The following is an 18,141-nucleotide window of genomic DNA, read 5'->3' on the forward strand; positions in this document are numbered from 1 at the left end:
TTAGCAAGGGGGGCTGGGGGGGGATAAACCCTCCCCGCGCCCGGGGAGGGACGGGGTGGGGTAACCACAAGCCACACGCTAAGTGCTTACCGCTGACGGCTGAAAGCTGAAGGCTCTCCGCTTCCCCGTATACTTCGCTCATGCTGACCAAGCGCATCATCCCCTGCCTGGATGTTCACGCCGGGCGGGTGGTCAAGGGGATCAACTTCGTGAACCTGCGGGACGCGGGCGACCCGGTGGAGTCGGCCAAGGCGTACGACCGGGCGGGGGCCGACGAGCTGGTGTTCCTCGACATCACCGCCACGCACGAGGAGCGGGCCATCATGCTCGACGTCGCGGCGCAGGTGGCGGAGCAGGTGTTCATCCCCTTCACGGTGGGCGGGGGCATCAAGAGCCTCGAGGACGCCCGCAGGCTGCTGCTGGCCGGGGCCGACAAGGTCTCGGTCAACTCCTCGGCGGTCAAGCACCCCGAACTGCTGCGCGAACTCTCCGACCACTTCGGCAACCAGGCGGTGGTGCTCGCCATTGACGCCCGCAAGCGGGCGGGCGCGCCCGGCTGGGAGGTCTACGTGGCCGGGGGCCGCACCCCCACGGGCCTCGACGCCGTGGAGTGGGCGGTGCGCGGCGCGGAGTTGGGGGCGGGGGAGATCCTGCTGACCAGCATGGACAAGGACGGCACCAAGGACGGCTACGACCTCGAGCTCACCCGTGCCGTCGCGCAGGCGGTGGGCGTCCCGGTGATCGCCTCGGGCGGGGCCGGGCGGATGGAGCACTTCGCGGACGTGCTCACCGCGGGCCAGGCCGACGCGGCGCTGGCCGCCAGCGTGTTCCACTTCGGGGAGATCGGGGTGCAGGGGCTCAAGCGCTACCTCCAGGGCCGGGGCGTGCCCGTGCGGCTCGAGGTGCTGGCATGAACCTGGGCGACGTGCAATTCGACGAGCGCGGCCTGGTCCCGGTGGTCGTGCAGGACGCCCACACCGGCCAGGTGCTCACCCTGGCCTACGCCAACCGCGAGGCTCTGACCCAGACCCTGCTCACCGGCTACTCCACCTTCTGGAGCCGCAGCCGCGACGAGCTATGGGTCAAGGGCGCGACCTCGGGCAACCGGCAGAAGGTGCTCGAGGTCGTCCTCGACTGCGACCAGGACGCGGTGCTCTACCGCGTCGAGCCCCATGGCCCGGCCTGCCACACCGGCGCGCAGAGCTGCTTCCACAACCCGGTGCCGGGCGCTCAGGCCGAAGAACCGGGCGAGCGGGTCCCGCCGCTGGGGGAGGTGCTCGAGACCGTCTACCGCACCATCCAGCAGCGCCTGCGCGACCTCCCCGAGGGCTCCTACGTCGCCAAGATGCACCAGGCCGGCCTCGACCGTATCCTCAAAAAGATCGGGGAAGAGGCCGGGGAGGTCATCATCGCCGCGAAGAACGCCGACGCCGGGGAGCTGAGCTGGGAGGCCTCCGACCTGATGTTCCACCTCCTGTTCACCCTGGCCGAGCTCGGCCTCTCGCCCGACGACCTCGCCCGCGTGCTCTGGGAGCGCCACGCCAAACGGGCGGCTAACGTGCCGCCGGCGTGAGCGCGGGGAAAAGCTCGCGGCCCGTGGTGGAAGCCTCCATCCCCACCCGCCACCTGCTGCGTTGGAAACGCTACCGCGCCCGCCCCGTCGCCCGGCTTTGGTAGGCTCTGGGCATGGGCATTGACATGGACATCGAACGCCTGATGGTGCTCGAGGTCGCCCGCGTCACCGAGCAGGCCGCGCTCGCCGCGAGCCGCCTGGCCGGGATGGGCGACAAGGAAGCGGTGGACGGGGCCGGGACCGAGGCCATGCGCCAGGTGCTGAGCGAGTTACCCATCTCCGGCACGGTGGTCATCGGGGAAGGGGAGATGGACGAGGCCCCCATGCTCTACATCGGGGAGAAGCTGGGCAAGGGCGGCCCCGAGGTGGACATCGCCGTAGACCCGGTCGAGGGCACCAACATCACCGCCAAGGGCCTCCCCAACGCCATCACCGTCATCGCCATCAGCGAGAAGGGCGGCCTGCTCCACGCCCCCGACATGTACATGGAAAAGCTGGTGGTGGGGCCGCCCGCTGCGGGCAAGGTCAACCTCGACTACCCCGTGGAGGCCAACCTCCGCATCGTGGCCGACTCGTTGCAGCGCAAGGTCGAGGACCTGGTGGTCGTGGTGCTCGACCGCCCGCGCCACGAGAAGCTCATCCGCGAGATCCGCCAGGCCGGGGCCCGGGTCAAGCTCATCACCGACGGGGACGTGGTGGCCGCCGTGGCGGTGGCCGTGCGCGGCACCGGGGTCCACGCCATGATGGGCAGCGGCGGCGCCCCCGAGGGCGTGCTGGCCGCCGCCGCGCTCAAGTGCATGGGCGGGGAGATCCAGGGCCGCTTCCTGCCCTCCAACGACGCCGAGCTCGAGCGCCTGAAGAGCATGGGCGGCGACCCCAAGAAGATCTACCGCACCAACGACCTCGCCCCCGGCCGCCAGATGGTCTTCGCCGCCACCGGCATCACCCACGGCGAGCTGCTCGAGGGCGTGCGCTACTTCGGCGGCGGCGCCCGCACCCACTCCATCGTGATGGGCTACGCCACCCGGGTCGTGCGCTTCATCGACAGCATCCACCTGCTCGAGAGCGGGGCGAGGGTGAACATCCGGGTCTGACCTGTGACATGGTTCTGTGTGGTGGAAGGACCGGTAAATAGCCTGGTGGAAGGAGTTTTCGGTGCCGCCAGCGGCTCACGACGGAGGGGGTTATGTTCGCTTGCCCGTGCTGTGGTTACCTAACCCTCAACAGCGCCCCTCCAGGAACGTTCGAAATCTGCCCAGTATGTTACTGGGAGGATGACGCCGTGCAGTTCGACGATCCTGACTACGCCGGTGGTGCGAATGCCGTGAGCCTTAACGAGGCGCGAGCGAATTTCAAGAACTTCGGTGCGATCTCGCGGGAGTTCACCACAAGAACCAGACGACCGAAGCCCGAGGAGTTCCCGCTCGTTTAAGGCCTCGAGGGTCGTCGAGCTTGGCGCTGCGAAAAGCTGAACCCTCCGGTGAGAACCGGAGGGTTTCTTTGGTCCGACCCGCTCAGAAGCCGACATTCACGCCGAAGGAGCCGCTGATGCCGAAGCCCGTGCTGCTGCCGAAGAACACCATGGGGTGAGCCTCGACGAAGAAGGCGATGCCCGGCAGGCCTAGGTTGAGCCAGGTGCCCAGCACGCCGCGCAGGCCGAGGTTGCCGCTGCCCAGCGCCGAGAGGGTGTTGCCGTTGCCGAAGAACACGCCGGCCCCGGCGTAGAGGTCGGTGAGGGGGATCTTGGCGAGCAGGTCGGCCCCGCCGCCGAACACCAGGGCCCCGCCCGTGCCCACCGGGCCGCCGGAGGCGTAGATGCGGCCGTCGAGCAGGAAGGGCACCAGGCCCAGCCGGACGCCCGCGCTCAGGCCGAAGGGGCCGCCCACGCTAGCCTGGAGGCTCTGGGCGAAGGCCGGGGTTAGCAGAAGGACCAACAGCACGAGAAGTTTTTTCACGTGTTACCTCCTGTGTCAGAGTATATCGGCCGCCGCGGGCCCGGACCTGCGGTTTTGGCCTTCAGGCATCTTCAACCTTTCCCCTGATGTGCCGCTGAATCTCACCCAGCGCGGCGTTCCGCTCGAGCACCACCGCCTGGGGCTGCCCGGGCTGATAGCCCACCACCACGTGCGTCACGCCGAGCAGGCCCAGCGCGGTCAGGAAAGCCTCCTTCAGGAGGAAGCCCTCGAGCCGCCCCACCCGCATGCCCTGTGCGGCCGGGCTGAGGCGGAGGAAGGCCTCGGCCTCCTCCTGCGAGAGCCAGACGGGCACCAGCTTGCGGCCCAGCGCCTCCATCACCAGGTGCTCCCCAGGCGCGGCGGGGTCCTCGAGGACGTGCCAGGGGGTCTGTAGAACGGGTTCCATGGGGCTTTAACCGGCGACGGGCTCGAGCAGCAGCTCCGCGATCTGCACCGCGTTGAGCGCGGCCCCCTTGAGCAACTGGTCGCCGGCGACGAAGAAGTCGAGGCCGTTGTCGAAGACCAGGCTCTTGCGCAGGCGCCCGACCTCGACGTCGAACTTGCCGGTGGCGGAGAGCGGCAGGGGGTAGCGCTTGTTGGCCGGGTCGTCCACCAGCTCCACGCCGGGGGCCTTAGCCAGCACCTCGCGGGCGGCCTCCGGGGTCACGGGCCGCTCGAACTCCACGGTCACGGCCTCGCTGTGCACGCGCAGGGTGGGCACGCGCACGGCCGTGCACGAGACCTTCACGTCGTAGTCGCCCATGATCTTCTGCGTCTCCCACAGCACCTTCATCTCTTCCTTGGTGTAGCCGTTGTCCTGGAAGCTGTCGATGTGGGGGATGACGTTGAAGGGCAGGGGGTGGACGAAGGTCTGGTTGACGACCGGGCGCTCCTCGAGCCAGGCCCGGGTGCCCTCGAGCAGTTCCTCCATCCCGCTAGCCCCCGCGCCCGAGCTCGACTGGTAGGTGCTCACGATCACCCGCTTGGCCTTGAAGGCCTTGTGCAGCGGGTAGAGCCCCATCAGCAAGATGGCGGTGGTGCAGTTGGGGTTGGCGATGAGGTTCTTGTGCCCCCGCACGGCGTGGGCGTTGACCTCGGGAACGACGAGCGGCACCCAGTCCTCGTAGCGCCAGGCCGAGGAGTTGTCGATGACGATGCTCTGCTTGGCCCAGACCGGCGCGTACTGCTTGGAGAGGCTGCCGCCCGCACTCGCGAGCACCACGTCCACGGGCAGCGGGCCTTCGGGCAGGGCCTCGACGACGTACTCCTTGCCCCGGAAGGCGACCCGCTTCCCCGCCGAGCGGGCCGAGGCATACAGCCGCAGCTCCGTCAGCGGGAAATTCCGCCGCTCGAGCACCCGCAGCAACTCCTGTCCGACCGCTCCCGTTGCTCCTACGATCCCGATCTTCACCCTGACCTCCTGGAAGCTAAATAAAAATCCTGCCTTGGCAGGCAGGGGGCAAGCGACGACTCGAGGAGTCGCCGCCTAGGTAGTGGTGGTGCGAGCCAGGCTCACGCGAGCACCCTAGCATCCCCCGGCCCCGGCGGTCAAGGGGTGGACCGCCCGGGCCGTTGCGCTTGCGTTGCGCCGCGTCCCTATGCTCCGGATTAAGGGAAAAGCCGTGGCCCGTGCGGCGGCTTGCCCTATTTGAACGCAGCGCCGATAATGGTTGGTTAATCAAGGACTCATTCAGCGGGAAGTCTGCAAGGCATTGAGCAAGGCCTCGAGGGAGGGTGTGGCATGAGGGGGAGCGGTCGGATTGTGGCGGTCGGATTGTTGTTGGTGGTGCTGGGGGCGTGCTCGAGCAACCTCGAGCCCAGGTCCCAGATCGACGAGCCGGGCTTCAAGGAGACGGCCGAAGGGTACGAGTTCGCCGACGACGCCCGGGGGGCTCCGGCGCAGCCCGCGGCCACCCTGCCCAGCAACGGGCTGGTCGGGGAGTACTTCGACAACAAGGACTTCACCGGGCCGGTGGTGCGGCGTGTGGACCCCGAGATCAACTTCACCTGGAACTCCCTCGCGCCGCTGCCCTCGATGGGCGCCGACACCTTCTCGGTGCGCTGGACCGGCGAGGTCGAGCCCCGCTATAGCGAGCAGTACACCTTCTACACCGTCTCCGACGACGGGGTGCGGCTGTGGGTCAACGGCCAGCTCCTCATCAACAACTGGGCCAATCACGGCGCCAAGGAGGACGCCGGCACCATCACGCTGCAGGCCGGCAAGCGCTACACCATCAAGATGGAGTTCTACGACAACACCGGCAAGGCCGTGGTCAAGCTGCGCTGGTCGAGCGCGCGGCAGGCCAAGGAGGTCATCCCCAGTTCGCAGTTGTTCCCCACCGGCCCGCTGATCCCCCTGCCCGCCGACCCCTCCGGCCTGACCGCCACCGCGACGAGCGGCCAGCGCGTGGACCTGCGCTGGGGCGCCTCCGCCAACGCCAGCCAGTACGAGCTCGAGCGCAAGGCGGGCGATGGCAGTTTCGCCCCGCTCGCCCGGCTCAGCGGAACGAGCTACGCCGACGTCAGCGTCAGCGGCAACACCACCTACACCTACCGCGTGCGGGCCACCAACGAGATCGGCGAGAGCTCCTGGGTGGTTTCCAACACCGTGACGACGCCGCCGACGGGCAGCTCGAGGGCCCACCTCGAGGGCAAGTTCGGGCCGGTCCAGCCCTGGCCGCTGGTCGCCGCGCACGCCGCGCTGCTGCCCGACGGCAAGGTGATCTCCTGGTACAGCTACGACGCCGTCGGCGACTACCGCGACATCAAGGACCCCCAGGCCTACTTCCACAACTCCACCCTGGTCGGCCTGTGGGACCCCGCCACCAACACCCACGAGCGGGTGGACAACCCCACCACCGACCTCTTCTGCGCCGGGTGGGTGCTCCTGAGCGACGGGCGCTTCTTCGTGGCGGGTGGCAACGAGGGCTCGCCCAACGGTAGCCCCGACACCAACGTGTTCTACTCCCAGACCAAGGCCTGGAGCCCGGGCCCGGTCATGAGCGGCGGGCGCTGGTACCCCACCACCACCCTGCTGCCCAACAAGGAGGCCCTCATCATCGGCGGGACCGACCAGAGCGGCGCGGATAACGGCCTGGCCGAGGTCTACCAGACCAACGGGACCCTGCGCGCGCTCACCGGCGCCCGCACCGAGACCTGGGACTTCACCCACTGGTACCCCTGGATGCACGTCGCCCCCAACGGCCTGGTGTTCTACTCCGGGGCTTCCCCGCGCATGGGCTACCTCAACCCGGCGGGCACGGGGAGCTGGACCTTGCAGTTCTCCAGGGGCGACCCCACGCGCACCTACGGCACCTCGGTGATGTACCAGCCCGGCAAGATCCTCGTCGCGGGCGGGGGCGGCACCAACGCCACCACCAAGCTCATCGACCTGCTCACCCTCAACGCCTACGGCGAGCCCACCGTGACCGTGGGGCCCCCCATGGCCTACGGCCGCACCCACCTCAACGCCACCCTCCTGGCCGACGGGCGGGTCTTCGTCAACGGCGGCAACGACGGCACCAACTTCGACGACTCGAGCTCGGTCTACCGCAGCGAGATCTGGAACCCCAAGGCCAACGCCTGGACGTTGGGCGCGACCGCCCAGGTGCCGCGCAACTACCACTCCACGGCGCTGCTGCTGCCCGACGGCACCGTCTGGACCGCGGGCGGGGGCGGCTGCGGTTCCGACTGCACGGTCAACCGCTTCAACTACGAGATCTACTACCCCCCCTACCTCTTCAAGAAGGACGGCTCGGGCAACTACGCGCCCCGCCCCTCCCTGGCCTCGGTGCCCACCGCGCTGGCCTACGGGCAGGGCTTCAGCCTGGGCACCCCGCAGGCGGCCTCCATCCAGAAGGTGACCCTCGTCGCGCTCGGCGCCGCCACCCACGCCTTCAACATGAACCAGCGCTTCCTCGAGCTCCCCATCACGGCCCGGGGCGCCAGCACGCTCCAGGCCACCGCGCCCGCCAGCCCCAACCTGGCCCCGCCCGGCTTCTACCTCCTCTTCATCCTCGACGCCGACGGCGTGCCCTCGGTGGCGAAGGTCGTCAACCTTCAGTAACCGCCTGAACCGCTCCAACCCCTGAGCTCGCTCAGGGGTTGAGCCTTTCCTGAACCCAGCCCCGGGAAGCGCGGTGGCGTAATACCAGATTCGGTCAGTTCGTCCCCGAATGGGGACAAACTGACCCGACCGAAGTTATCCGCGTAGCGGAGGGCGATACCGCCCCTTGGAAGGGATACGCTTTCTTCGCCGGCCGTCAGGGAGGGGTGTGCTCTAGGATTCAAAAAGATAGCCTCTGAAGGTCTTTGGTTTGGGTGATTATCTTTTTGAATCCGGTATAAGATTGTCTGTAAGCTTTCGAGGGTCGCCGCAGGGTAGGCTGTTCAGGTGCGGCTCAGCTTTTTCGGGCAGGATTTACCCTCGATGCCGCTTCACCTGAGCTTGGGAGGACAATGAATCCGGGGAAAATGATCCTGCTGGGGCTCGCTGTCGTGCTGGCCGCCTGTGCCGGGCCCGACCCCGCGCCCGCCAAGCCCGCCGTCCTCGAGGCCATAACCCTCTCCGAGCGCCAGGTTCGCCTGAGCTGGCCGGCCGCGGCCCACGCCCGCGCCTACGAGATCGAGCGCAGCACGGCGGGGGGCGCGTACGAACCGCTCGCGCAGGGCGCCGCCACCGCCTACGTAGACTCCACCGTGGCCGCCGACCAGCGCTACAGCTACCGGGTGCGCGCGCTCAACTGGGGCGGCGCGAGCGGCTGGGCCGAGTCGGGGGCGGTGATCACCCCGCCCAAGCCCACGCCGAGGGCCCACCTCGAGGGCGTGTTCGGCACGGCGCGGAGCTGGCCCCTGGTGGCGACGCACGCCGTGCTCCTGCCCGACGGCACGCTGATGTCGTGGTACAGCCAGGACGCCATCGGCAACCACCGCGACAACACCGACCCGATCTACCACACCGGCACCCGGGTGGACCTGTGGAACCCCCGCACGCTCGAGCACCGCCCTGCCAACAACAGCACCACCGACCTGCTGTGCGTAGGGCACGTGGTGCTCAGCGACGGGCGGCTCTTCGCGGCGGGCGGCAACCTGGGGGGCACCAACGGCAGCGACCACACCAACTACTACGACCCCGCCCGCGGCGCCTGGGCCCGCGGCCCCGACATGGCCGCCGGGCGCTGGTACCCCACCCTCACCCTCCTGCCCAACGAGGAGGTCCTCATCACCGGCGGCAGCGACGCCCAGGGCAAGGACAACCCCGCCCCCGAGGTGCTCCAGCGCGACGGCACGCTGCGCCTGTTGAGCAACGCCCGCACCGACACCTGGGACCTCAACCACTGGTACCCCTGGATGTTCGTCACCCCGACGGGGCGGGTGTTCCACGCGGGCTCGAGCAACCGCCTGCGCTTCCTCGAGCCCGCCGGCCAGGGGGCCTGGGGCGAGGGCTACCCCCGCGACGGCAAGAACCGCTGGTACGGCAGCGCCGTCATGTACCAGGCGGGCAAGATCCTGGTGATCGGCGGGGGAGGGCCGGACGCCACCACCACCCTCCTGGACGTCAGCGCGGACGGCGAACCCGGGGTGCGCCCCGGCCCCTCGATGCGCTTCGGCCGCACCCACTTCGACGCCACCCTCCTGGCCGACGGGCGGGTCTTCGTCAACGGCGGCAACGACGGCGAGAAGTTCAGCGACGAGGCCACCGTTTACGACAGCGAGATCTGGGACCCCCAGAGCAACGCCTGGGCGCCGGGGGCCAGGGCCAGCGTGCCGCGCAACTACCACTCCACGGCGCTGCTGCTGCCCGACGGCACCGTCTGGACCGCAGGCGGGGGAGGCTGCGGCGAGGGCTGCGGCGTCAACCACCCCAACTACGAGATCTACTACCCGCCCTACCTCTTCGAGCCCGACGGCTCCGGCCGCTATGCCCGCCGCCCCAGCCTCACGGGCGCGCCCCGCACCCTGGGCTACGGCCAGCGCTTCACCCTCCAGTCCCCCGACGCCCCCTCGATCGCCTCGGTCAGCCTCGTCGCCCTGGGGGCCGCCACCCACGGCTTCAACATGAACCAGCGCTTCATGAAGCTGACCCTCGAGGGCAAGGGGAGCGCTACCCTCGAGGTCCGGGCCCCCGCCAGCCCCAACCTGGCCCCGCCCGGCTTCTACCTCCTCTTCATCCTCGACGGGCGGGGCGTGCCCTCGGTGGGGGAGATCGCGCGGCTCGAGTAGCCCCGGTGGCCCGTGGGGAGAGGGCGGGCACGAGACCCGCCCCTACGGCCCCATCTCCGCTTCAGACCTTCGCGCGGGTCAGGCGCTCGAGCCGCTGTGCCAGCGCCGCGAAGTCGGCGGGGTCGTCGAGCACGACCACGTCGCCCTCCACCGCCACCGAGAAGCCCTGGTCGCAGTGCGAGAGGCAGGCGACGAACTCCACCTCGAGGCCCCTCCCCGCCCCGCCGAAGTAGCCGATGCCGAAGCGCTCCTCCAGCAGCTTCACCCAGGCGTTGAAGCTCTCCTCCGAGCCGGTTCTGGCGTGGCAGCCGGTGCAGATCTCCAGGCGCATCGTCAGGGCTTGCTGAAGAGGTCGGGGCTGAGGGCCGGGTTGATCTGGTAGTCCTTGTACACGAGGTCGGCGTAGGGGAAGCCCTCGCGGAACTCGGTGGCCTTCACGGGCACGGTGATTCCGCCCACCACCTCGGTCTTGTCGAAGGTGATGGTGCTCTGCTTAGGCGTGAAGTAGCCGGCGACGGTGCCGTCGTCGAAGAACATGAAGCCCTGGCTCACGCCCTTGGTCTTGGTGAGCACCTGGTGGTAGCGCTTGCCCTTGTACGTCACGTTCATCACGTAGCTGGCCTCGTCGCGCTCCTTGCCGAAGCGCAGCCCCGGCCACTCGTTGAAGAGGATGTCCCACATGAAGTTGCCCGGCTGGGTGCTGTAAATGCCCTCCTGCACCTGCTCGCCGCGCTTGGTGAACGAGCGCTCCTTGCTGTTGACCCGCACCGCCCCGTCGATCTCGAGCCGGCTGCGCAGGTTGACGAAGTCGAGGTAGACCTTGATGACGTTGGTCTTGTCGGTGAAGGGAGGCTTGTACTCGAGCGTGTAGCTCAGCGTCTTGAGGTTTCTGAGCGCGTCGCCGCCGTTGGCCTTGAGGCCGAGCTCGAGCCAGTAGGCGGGGTCTTTGTTCACGTTGTCCTGCGCCAGGCCCAGCAGGGCCACGAGCGCCAGAGCGAGCGGGAGGAGCTGTTTCATCTCGAGGATTCTCCCACAACCGCCACGGGTGCGGGTGAGCGGAAAGCGGTAAGCGACAAGCTATAAGCCGTCAGCGAAAGGCCCGCGGCTTGTGGTAACCCCACCCCTTCCCTCCCCGCGCGCGGGGAGGGTTTATCCCCCCTAGCCCCCCTTGCTAAGGGGGGAACAAGGCGTCTTGCGTACGACGTAGGACGTACGACCCAGGAGTACGACCCGCGTCCGGCGTTCGGCTATCGACCATCGACTATCGACGTCTTCCAGCGTTCAGCTATCGGCTATCAGCTATCGGCGTTCGACGTACGACCCGCGCCCGGCCCTTCAGCGCAGCCGCTCGAGCAGGTACTGCGCCAGGTCCTTGACGTGGACCCGCTCCTGCATCATGGTGTCGCGGTCGCGCACGGTCACGGTGTCCTGCAGGGTGGTGCTGCCGTCCTGGCTCTTGCCGATGGTGTCGTAGTCCACCGTGACGCAGAAGGGGGTGCCCACCTCGTCGTGGCGGCGGTAGGCCTTGCCGATGTTGCCGGTGTCCTCGTAGAGCACCCGCCCCATGCCCAGCGCCTGCAGCCGGGCCTTGAGCTCCCTGGCGTAGGAGGTGATCTCCTCCTTGTTCTTCGCCAGGGGGATCACCGCGACCTTGATGGGGGCCAGGTGCGGCTTGAGCTTGAGCACGATGCGCTCCTCGCCGCCCTCGAGCTGCTCGCGGGTGTAGGCCTCGCTGAGCACGGCCAGCACGCCGCGGTCCACCCCGGCCGAGGGTTCGATCACGTAGGGCACGAACCAGGACTTGGTCTCGGGGTCCTGCACGGCCAGCTTGGCGGTGGAGTCGGGGTTGTCCATGACCTTGGCCTGGATGTTCAACTCGCCCTGGGCCTTGGTGTGCGAGCCCAGGTCGTAGTCGGAGCGGTTGGCGATGCCCTCGATCTCCTCGAAGCCCAGGGTGGGGAAGTTGTACATCAGGTCGAAGGTGCGCTTGGAGTAGTGGGCCAAGTCTTCCTTGGGCACGTCGAGCACCTGGATCTGCGAGCGCGGGATGCCCTGGGCCTCCCACCACTGCAGCCTCGCCTCGAGCCACTTCTCGTGCCACTCCTCGTCGGTGCCGGGCTTGACGAAGAACTCGATCTCCATCTGCTCGAACTCGCGCACCCGGAAGATGAAGTTGCGCGGGGTGATCTCGTTGCGGAAGGCCTTGCCGATCTGGGCCACGCCGAAGGGCAGGCGGCGGGCGGTGGAGTCGAGGACGTTCTTGAAGTTGACGAAGATGCCCTGCGCGGTCTCGGGCCGCAGGTAGCCGTAGGAATCCTCGTCGGCAATGGGCCCGATGGTGGTCTTGAACATCATGTTGAACGGGCGCGGCGGCGTCCAGTCGCCGGGGGCCCCGTCGGCGGGGTCGATCACCTTGGCCGCCTTCATGGCCTCGGCGGCCTTCTCGGGGTCGGCCATCAGCGCGGCCACCAGCGCGCTCATGTTGGAGGCGTCGGGCAGCCCCAGGGCCTGGGCCACGGCTTCGGCCACGCCGGGCTTCTGGTCCTTGAGCAGGTGGTCGAGACGGTAGCGCTTCTTGGAGACGCGGTTATCGACGAGCGGGTCGGAGAAGGTGGCCTCGTGGCCGGAGTAGCGCAGCACCAGCCGGTGGGTGAGGATGCTGGCGTCGAGGCCTTCCATGTCGTCGCGTTCGTAGACGTTGGCCTTCCACCACGCCGCCTTGAGGTTGTTCTTGAGCTCGACCCCCAGCGGGCCGTAGTCGTAGGTGCCCTGCAGGCCCCCGTAGATGTCGGAGCCGGGGAAGATGAAGCCACGGCGCTTGCACAGGGAAACCAGTTCGTCCATCGTTTCAGCAGGCATAGAAGCTCCTTTCGGTCGCGCTAGACGCCCGACGCAAGACGAGGCCTGCTTCGGGGGCTCGGCCCGACCACCGGGGAACAAAAAAACGCCCCCGGCATAATGCCTGGGGACGAATAGTTGGGTCACTACTCGCGGTTCCACCCCAGTTCTCGAGGGAACCCCCTCGAGCCCTCTGAGTCGTTGCGTCGACTGCCTCCGCCGCCCTTCCCGTGGCCCCTGCCGCTGGGCTTTCACCGTCCCCAACTCGCTGTGGGCGGGTGTCCACGGTACTCCTGCGGACAACGCCCCCTCATGATGCAGCACCGGGCGCCGGGTCGTCAATTTGGCGTCGGTAGCCGGGTGCGGGTCGTGCGTTTTAGGTCGTACGGCGTACGTCGTACGCCAAACGCAATACGCAAGACGCCTCGGCCCTCGACCCTCGACCTCCTACCGCAGTGCCTTGAGCGCCAGCTTGATGATCTCCTGGGTGTTGGCCTCGGGGTTTTTCTGCACGATGTCGGCTACGACGCCGCGTACCTGGCTCTCGCGGAAGCCCAGCGTGACGAGGGCGAGTTCGGCTTCTTCCACGCCGCGGTTCTGACGGATGGGGCCGCCCTCGCCCATCAGGTGGGCGGGGACCTTGCCGCGCAGGTCGAGGGCGATGCGCTCGGCCAGCTTCTTGCCCACGCCCTGGGCGCCGGTGAGGAGGCGCAGGTCGCCCTCGGCGAGGGCTCGAGCCAGCAGGGAGGGGGTGAGGCTGGAGAGCATGTTGAGCGCCACCTTTGGGCCCACGCCCGAGACGCCCAGCAGCAGTTCGAAGAGCTCGAGCGAGCGCTCGTCGGCGAAGCCGTAGAGGGAGAGGTCGTCCTCGCGCACCACCAGCTTGGTGTGCAGCACGGCCTCCTGGCCCTCGGTGAGCTCGGCCAGGGTGGAGAAGGGGCAGCCCGCCTCGAGGCCGACGCCCCCCACCAGCAGCACGGCGGTGTTGGAGGTTTTGCGCAGGACGGTGCCTTTGAGGTAGCGGATCACGGCGAATAGTTTACCCGGTCGTGAGCTGCCACCTTGCACTCAGCAAAAGCGCCTGCGGCGGAGGTATTCTCGAGCATGTTGGAACCAGCACAGCTTGCGTGGGTCGAGCGGCTGTTCGGCGGCCCTGGCACAGAGGTCCGGCTCCTCGACCGGCTGCCCCAAGGCCTTCCCGCGGTGGTGCCGTTGCCACAGGGTCACCTCTTTGGCGGCTACGTGCAGGCCGGGACCGGGTTGCAGTTGGTCTTCGACGTGCCGCGGTCCCCGAGCGAATTTCACGCGGAGTACCTGGCCCTGCTGGAGATCAACGGTTGGGAAGCTGCCCTGTTGCCCCGCGGCGGCTTCGTCGGCCTCGCCGGCGGCTTACCCTCACTCTGGGTCCACGCAGCCGAGAGCCTGCAGCTCCAACTGCAGGTGGGGCCGACCGGGCAGGGGAGCGACGTGCGCCTGAGCCTGAGTTCCGTGGACGCCGAGCACGTCGAGCGGATGCTGCAGGGGGCGAATCACCCGAACCTCTTGCGCTCACTGCTCCCCACCTTGGTGGCGCCCGCCGGGGTCCGGATGTCCACTCGAGGCGGCGGGGGAGGAGGCGACTTCGCCAGTAGCCAAGCCGAGCTGACCGGCGCGGTGATCCCCGGGGCGGTGCTCGAGCACTTCAACGCGCAGCTCCGCGAGGCGGGCTGGAGGCTTCTCCACAGCGAGGGCGAGGCCCCGCTGGCGTACTCCTTGTGGGAACTGCCCAAAGTCCCCTGGCGGGGCACGCTCACCCTCCAGGCGATGGCCGAGGCCGCCTATTTAGCCGACCTCTGCGCCTACCGGCCGCGGAAGGCGCGGCCGGTAGCGGTGTTCGGCTGGAGCGTCCTCAACGACCTTTGAACTTGGGCGCGCGCTTCTCGTAGAAGGCCGTCACGCCCTCCTTGTGGTCCTCGGTCAGGCCGGCCAGGTCCTGCAGTTCGGCCTCCACGTCGAGCATCTCCTCCAGGCTCGAGGTCGCGCTCTTGCGCAGGGCCTGCTTGATGAGGCCGAAGGTGCGGGTGGGGCCCTGGGCGAGCTCGAGCGCGAGCTTATGCACCTCTTCATCGAAGCTCTCGACGCTGACGACCCGGTTGACGAGGCCGAGCTCGAGGGCCTGCTCCGCGTTCAGGCGGGGGGAGAGGGCCATGAGCTCGAAGGCTTTGGCCTGCCCCACGATGCGGGGGAGGTGGTAGCTCATCCCGGCGTCGGGGATGAGGGCGATGCGGCTGAAGCCGGTGGTGAGCACGGCGTCGGAGGCGGCGATGCGCAGGTCGCAGGCCAGGGCCAGCGAGAGCCCGGCCCCGGCGGCGGCCCCGTGGACGGCGGCGATCACGGGCTTGTCGAGGGTGGCGATGCCCGCGATGGCCCCGGCGTAGTTCTTGAGGTGGGCCTTGTAGGAGATGGTCTTGCCCTCGAATTCGCGCAGGTCCTGGCCCGAGCAGAAGCCGCGCCCGGCGCCTCGGACGACCACCACGCGCACCTCGGGGTTCTCGGCGGCGTCGCGCATGGCCTGGGCGAGGCCCTGGAGCATCGCAGTGTTGAAGGCGTTGATGGCCTCGGGCCGGTTGAGGGTGAGGGTCAGGACTCCTTGGTCGAGTTCGGATAACAGCACGCTCATAGCGACTCCTTGCGGAAATTTAGCGGTCTTTGCCCATCAGCCGCCGCAGCAGGCGGACCTGACCGGCGTGATAGACGTCGTGGTTGGCCGCGCCGAAGGCGTGTTCGGCGAGGGTCCAGCGCCCGGACTTCTCGTCGAGCCGTCGCGGCTCGAGCCGCTCGACGGCGGCGCACAGCTCGAGGTGGCAGGCGTGGAGGAGCTCGAGGTCGGCCTTCCAGGCCTCGGCCGTGGGCTCGGCGGGGACGGCGGGGAAGTTGGCGGGCTTGCGGGGGAACTTTCCCCGCTCGAGCTCGCCGGTGAGGTGGCGCGTGGCCATGAACTTCCAGTAGGCGCAGTGCAGCGCGTACTCCCAGGCGCAGTGCCGCCCTTCGGCGGGGCGCCAGAGGGCTTCCTCCGGCGTGAGGCCCCGCAGCGAGCTGCGCAGGTTGGGCCCGTGCCAGGTGGGCCGGTCGTAGGCCTGCTCGAGTAGGGTCAGGAGCATCGAGATGCGCGGGTCGGCCATGCGAGCCCCTTCGAGTTGCTACTTCATGCGGTCTTCGCTGAAGCGCTGGCCCTCCCAAACGTCGATGAACGCGGTCCCGGCGGCCAGCCGGGCGCTGTGGGGCACCCCGGCGGGGATGTGGTAGTAGTCGCCCTTGGTGAACACCCTGCGCTCGCCGCCGATGACGAACTCCACGCGGCCCTCGAGCACCACCCCCCACTGCCCGTCGTGGGCGTGCTCGGGCACCTCGGTGTCCTCGTGCACCTGGCCGAAGCCGATCTGGCCGTTGTGCCCGGAGATCACGGGCATGTCCATCCCCGGCCAGAGGGTGACCTGCTTGAACGCCTTGAACCATTCGGGGAAAACGCTCATGTTCGCTCCTTTGCACGGAGTATAAGCGTCTGCGGGACAACTTGGGATCAGACCCTCCCATAAACTCACGCCACAGCCGCCCAAAGCCCGCCGGCGGGGTCTGCCGGGGAGCCTGCGGAGGGCGCAAAATTGGCGACGGGTACGGTATGGGCCCCCGAACCCGCTTGGTTTTGGTGTACCAAACATGATAGGATTCACCGGATTATGGCGTTGGTCGTACAGAAATACGGCGGTACCAGCGTGGGCGACCTCGACCGCATCCACAAGGTCGCGCAGCGCATCCAGCACTACCGGGAGAAGGGCCACCGCCTGGCGGTGGTGGTCTCGGCCATGGGCCGCATGACCGACGAGCTCATCGCCCTGGCCAAGCGGGTCAACGTCCGGCCGCCGCAGCGCGAGCTCGACATGCTCACCACCATCGGGGAGCAGCAGTCGGTGGCGCTGCTGTCGATGCAGCTCAACGCGATGGGCATCCCGGCCCGGGGCTTCACCCAGGGCCAGGTGGGCATCACCACCGACGGCCGCTACGGCGACGCCCGCATCCTCAAGGTCGAGCCCCGCCTGATCCAGGAGGCCCTCGAGCGCGGCGAGGTGGCGGTGATCGCGGGCTTCATGGGCGTGACCCCCGACGGCGAGCTCACCACGCTGGGGCGCGGCGGCTCCGACACCACCGCCGTCGCCATCGCGGCGGCCTTGGGCGCCCACGAGTGCGAGATCTTCACCGACACCGAGGGCGTCTACACCACCGACCCCCACCTCATCCCCGAGGCCCAGAAGCTCGCCAAGATCGGCTACGACCAGATGCTCGAGATGGCCGCGCTGGGGGCGCGGGTGCTGCACCCCCGCTCGGTCTACTACGGCAAGCGCTACGGCGTGCGCATCCACGTGCGCAGCAGCTTTTCCTACAACCCAGGAACCATCGTTACGGAGGACGGAATGGAACTCGAACGCCCGGTCACCGGGGTCGCCCTCGACGACGAGATCGCCCAGATCGGCCTGGTCGGCATCCCCGACCGTCCCGGCATCGCCAGCCGGGTCTTCGAAGCCTTAGCCCGCGCCGGGGTCGCCGTGGACATGATCATCCAGGGCGTGCCCGGCCACGACGCCTCGCGCCAGCAGATGGCCTTCACGGTCAACCACGACTTCGCCGACGACGCCATGGACGCCCTCGAGCCCGTCCTCGCCGAGATCGGCGGGGAGGCCCGCCTGCGCCGCGACGTCGCCAAAATCTCCATCGTCGGCGTGGCCCTGGCCTCCACCCCCGGCATCCCCGCCCGCATGTTCAACGCGATCTCGAGCGTGGGCGCCAACATCGAGATGATCGCCACCAGCGAGGTCAAGATCTCGGTGATCATCCCTGCCCAGTTCGCCGAGGCCGCCGTGCGGGCCGTCCACACCGCCTTCGAGCTCGACAAGCCCGTCAGCGCCTGAAGCCCGGCGCCGCTCATGAGGGCAGGCCCAGAGCCTGCCCTTTGCCCTGCTGTGTTAGGTTATGGGGCATATGGAGAAGCACTACCTGACCTGGAGCGACATCAGCAGCCTGGTCTCCAAGCTGCTCGCACGGCTCAACCGCGACGACTACGACGCCATCCTCTGCGTGACCCGCGGCGGCATGGTCCCCGCTTGCCTCATCAGCGAGGCCCTCGACCTGCGCAACGTGCTCACCGCAGCCGTGATGTTCTACACCGACGTGGGCGAAACCCTAGACCAGCCCGTCTTCCTGCAGTTCCCCAGCGACGCGCTGCTGGTGGGCAAGCGCATCCTGGTGGTGGACGACGTGTGGGACTCGGGCAAGACCGCCGTGGCCGTGCGCGAGCGCGTGCGCCAGGCCGGGGGCAAGCCCACCCTCTGCACCCTGCACTACAAGCCCACCCACAGCCACTTCCCCGGCGACGGCCCCGACATCTGCGCCCAGGAGACCGACGGGTGGATCGTGTACCCGTGGGACCCGACGCAGGTATGGTCTTCGGCGTCGGCGTGAAGGGGATAGCTCATAGCGGATAGCTGATAGCCCATAGCCGATAGCCGGACGCCGGGCGCG

The 18,141-nt window shown here is 68.5% G+C and carries 19 protein-coding genes; 9 read left to right on the plus strand and 10 right to left on the minus strand.

The window, feature by feature from the left end:
• Window positions 1-140: 140 nt before the first annotated feature.
• From hisF to MEICH_RS28050, 4 genes are all read left to right on the plus strand, one after another.
• Complete coding sequence (gene hisF / locus MEICH_RS0112005; RefSeq protein ID WP_027892817.1) at window positions 141-914, plus strand: imidazole glycerol phosphate synthase subunit HisF; 774 nt, start codon at window positions 141-143, stop codon at window positions 912-914.
• Window positions 911-1,573 carry a bifunctional phosphoribosyl-AMP cyclohydrolase/phosphoribosyl-ATP diphosphatase HisIE gene (gene hisIE / locus MEICH_RS0112010; RefSeq protein ID WP_027892818.1) on the plus strand — a complete coding sequence of 221 codons (663 nt, stop codon included), beginning with the start codon at window positions 911-913 and terminating at the stop codon, window positions 1,571-1,573. The genes hisF and hisIE overlap by 4 nt, the downstream gene beginning before the upstream one ends.
• A 125-nt stretch (window positions 1,574-1,698) precedes the next feature.
• Window positions 1,699-2,667, plus strand: a complete 969-nt coding sequence (gene glpX, locus MEICH_RS0112015; RefSeq protein ID WP_027892819.1) for a class II fructose-bisphosphatase — start codon at window positions 1,699-1,701, stop codon at window positions 2,665-2,667.
• Window positions 2,668-2,759: 92 nt separating this feature from the next.
• Entirely contained in the window at window positions 2,760-3,005 is a 246-nt protein-coding gene (locus MEICH_RS28050) for a CPCC family cysteine-rich protein (protein ID WP_084542285.1), read from the plus strand.
• Window positions 3,006-3,087: 82 nt separating this feature from the next.
• On the opposite strand, the gene MEICH_RS0112020 is transcribed toward MEICH_RS28050, so the two are convergent.
• The 3 genes from MEICH_RS0112020 to MEICH_RS0112030 all read right to left on the minus strand — a co-directional run bounded on the left by MEICH_RS0112020 (window position 3,088) and on the right by MEICH_RS0112030 (window position 4,939).
• On the minus strand, window positions 3,088-3,528 hold the full coding sequence (locus MEICH_RS0112020; protein ID WP_027892820.1) for a hypothetical protein: 441 nt from the start codon (window positions 3,526-3,528) through the stop codon (window positions 3,088-3,090).
• 61 nt (window positions 3,529-3,589) lie between these two features.
• Window positions 3,590-3,934, minus strand: a complete 345-nt coding sequence (locus MEICH_RS0112025; protein WP_027892821.1) for a DUF3234 domain-containing protein — start codon at window positions 3,932-3,934, stop codon at window positions 3,590-3,592.
• Window positions 3,935-3,940: 6 nt separating this feature from the next.
• Entirely contained in the window at window positions 3,941-4,939 is a 999-nt protein-coding gene (locus MEICH_RS0112030) for an aspartate-semialdehyde dehydrogenase (protein ID WP_027892822.1), read from the minus strand.
• Between the two features lie 330 nt (window positions 4,940-5,269).
• Here MEICH_RS0112030 and MEICH_RS27190 point away from each other — a divergent pair, with 330 nt between their 5' ends.
• Window positions 5,270-7,594, plus strand: a complete 2,325-nt coding sequence (locus MEICH_RS27190) for a PA14 domain-containing protein (RefSeq protein WP_084542286.1) — start codon at window positions 5,270-5,272, stop codon at window positions 7,592-7,594.
• Window positions 7,595-7,986: 392 nt separating this feature from the next.
• Window positions 7,987-9,750 (plus strand): galactose oxidase early set domain-containing protein, encoded by a 1,764-nt coding sequence (locus MEICH_RS24860; protein WP_084542287.1) that lies wholly within the window; start codon window positions 7,987-7,989, stop codon window positions 9,748-9,750.
• Window positions 9,751-9,811: 61 nt separating this feature from the next.
• Here MEICH_RS24860 and MEICH_RS0112045 read toward each other — a convergent pair whose 3' ends face one another.
• From MEICH_RS0112045 to ruvA, 4 genes are all read right to left on the minus strand, one after another.
• Entirely contained in the window at window positions 9,812-10,081 is a 270-nt protein-coding gene (locus MEICH_RS0112045; protein WP_027892823.1) for an NADH-quinone oxidoreductase subunit NuoE family protein, read from the minus strand.
• A gap of 2 nt (window positions 10,082-10,083) precedes the next feature.
• Window positions 10,084-10,767: a hypothetical protein gene (locus MEICH_RS0112050; RefSeq protein ID WP_027892824.1), complete on the minus strand. Its 684-nt coding sequence runs from the start codon at window positions 10,765-10,767 to the stop codon at window positions 10,084-10,086.
• A gap of 318 nt (window positions 10,768-11,085) precedes the next feature.
• Window positions 11,086-12,609: a glycine--tRNA ligase gene (locus MEICH_RS0112055; RefSeq protein WP_027892825.1), complete on the minus strand. Its 1,524-nt coding sequence runs from the start codon at window positions 12,607-12,609 to the stop codon at window positions 11,086-11,088.
• A gap of 426 nt (window positions 12,610-13,035) precedes the next feature.
• Window positions 13,036-13,617 (minus strand): Holliday junction branch migration protein RuvA, encoded by a 582-nt coding sequence (gene ruvA / locus MEICH_RS0112060; protein WP_027892826.1) that lies wholly within the window; start codon window positions 13,615-13,617, stop codon window positions 13,036-13,038.
• Between the two features lie 75 nt (window positions 13,618-13,692).
• Between ruvA and MEICH_RS0112065 the strand changes: the two genes are divergently transcribed.
• Window positions 13,693-14,490, plus strand: a complete 798-nt coding sequence (locus tag MEICH_RS0112065) for a hypothetical protein (RefSeq protein WP_027892827.1) — start codon at window positions 13,693-13,695, stop codon at window positions 14,488-14,490.
• On the opposite strand, the gene MEICH_RS0112070 is transcribed toward MEICH_RS0112065, so the two are convergent.
• Genes MEICH_RS0112070 through MEICH_RS0112080 form a run of 3 tightly spaced genes read right to left on the minus strand, consistent with a single transcriptional unit; the run spans window position 14,477 to window position 16,100 of the window.
• Window positions 14,477-15,247, minus strand: a complete 771-nt coding sequence (locus MEICH_RS0112070; RefSeq protein ID WP_084542288.1) for an enoyl-CoA hydratase-related protein — start codon at window positions 15,245-15,247, stop codon at window positions 14,477-14,479. The two genes, MEICH_RS0112065 and MEICH_RS0112070, sit on opposite strands and share 14 nt — an antisense overlap.
• Before the next feature lie 19 nt (window positions 15,248-15,266).
• Window positions 15,267-15,749: a DinB family protein gene (locus MEICH_RS0112075; protein WP_027892829.1), complete on the minus strand. Its 483-nt coding sequence runs from the start codon at window positions 15,747-15,749 to the stop codon at window positions 15,267-15,269.
• Window positions 15,750-15,767: 18 nt separating this feature from the next.
• Entirely contained in the window at window positions 15,768-16,100 is a 333-nt protein-coding gene (locus tag MEICH_RS0112080) for a cupin domain-containing protein (RefSeq protein ID WP_027892830.1), read from the minus strand.
• 204 nt (window positions 16,101-16,304) lie between these two features.
• On the opposite strand from MEICH_RS0112080, the gene MEICH_RS0112085 reads away from it, so the two are divergent.
• On the plus strand, window positions 16,305-17,531 hold the full coding sequence (locus tag MEICH_RS0112085) for an aspartate kinase (protein ID WP_027892831.1): 1,227 nt from the start codon (window positions 16,305-16,307) through the stop codon (window positions 17,529-17,531).
• Between the two features lie 70 nt (window positions 17,532-17,601).
• Window positions 17,602-18,081 carry a phosphoribosyltransferase gene (locus tag MEICH_RS0112090; protein ID WP_027892832.1) on the plus strand — a complete coding sequence of 160 codons (480 nt, stop codon included), beginning with the start codon at window positions 17,602-17,604 and terminating at the stop codon, window positions 18,079-18,081.
• Window positions 18,082-18,141 lie beyond the last annotated feature (60 nt).

It is taken from the genome of Calidithermus chliarophilus DSM 9957, from assembly GCF_000430045.1.
In the GTDB taxonomy this organism is placed as follows: domain Bacteria; phylum Deinococcota; class Deinococci; order Deinococcales; family Thermaceae; genus Calidithermus; species Calidithermus chliarophilus.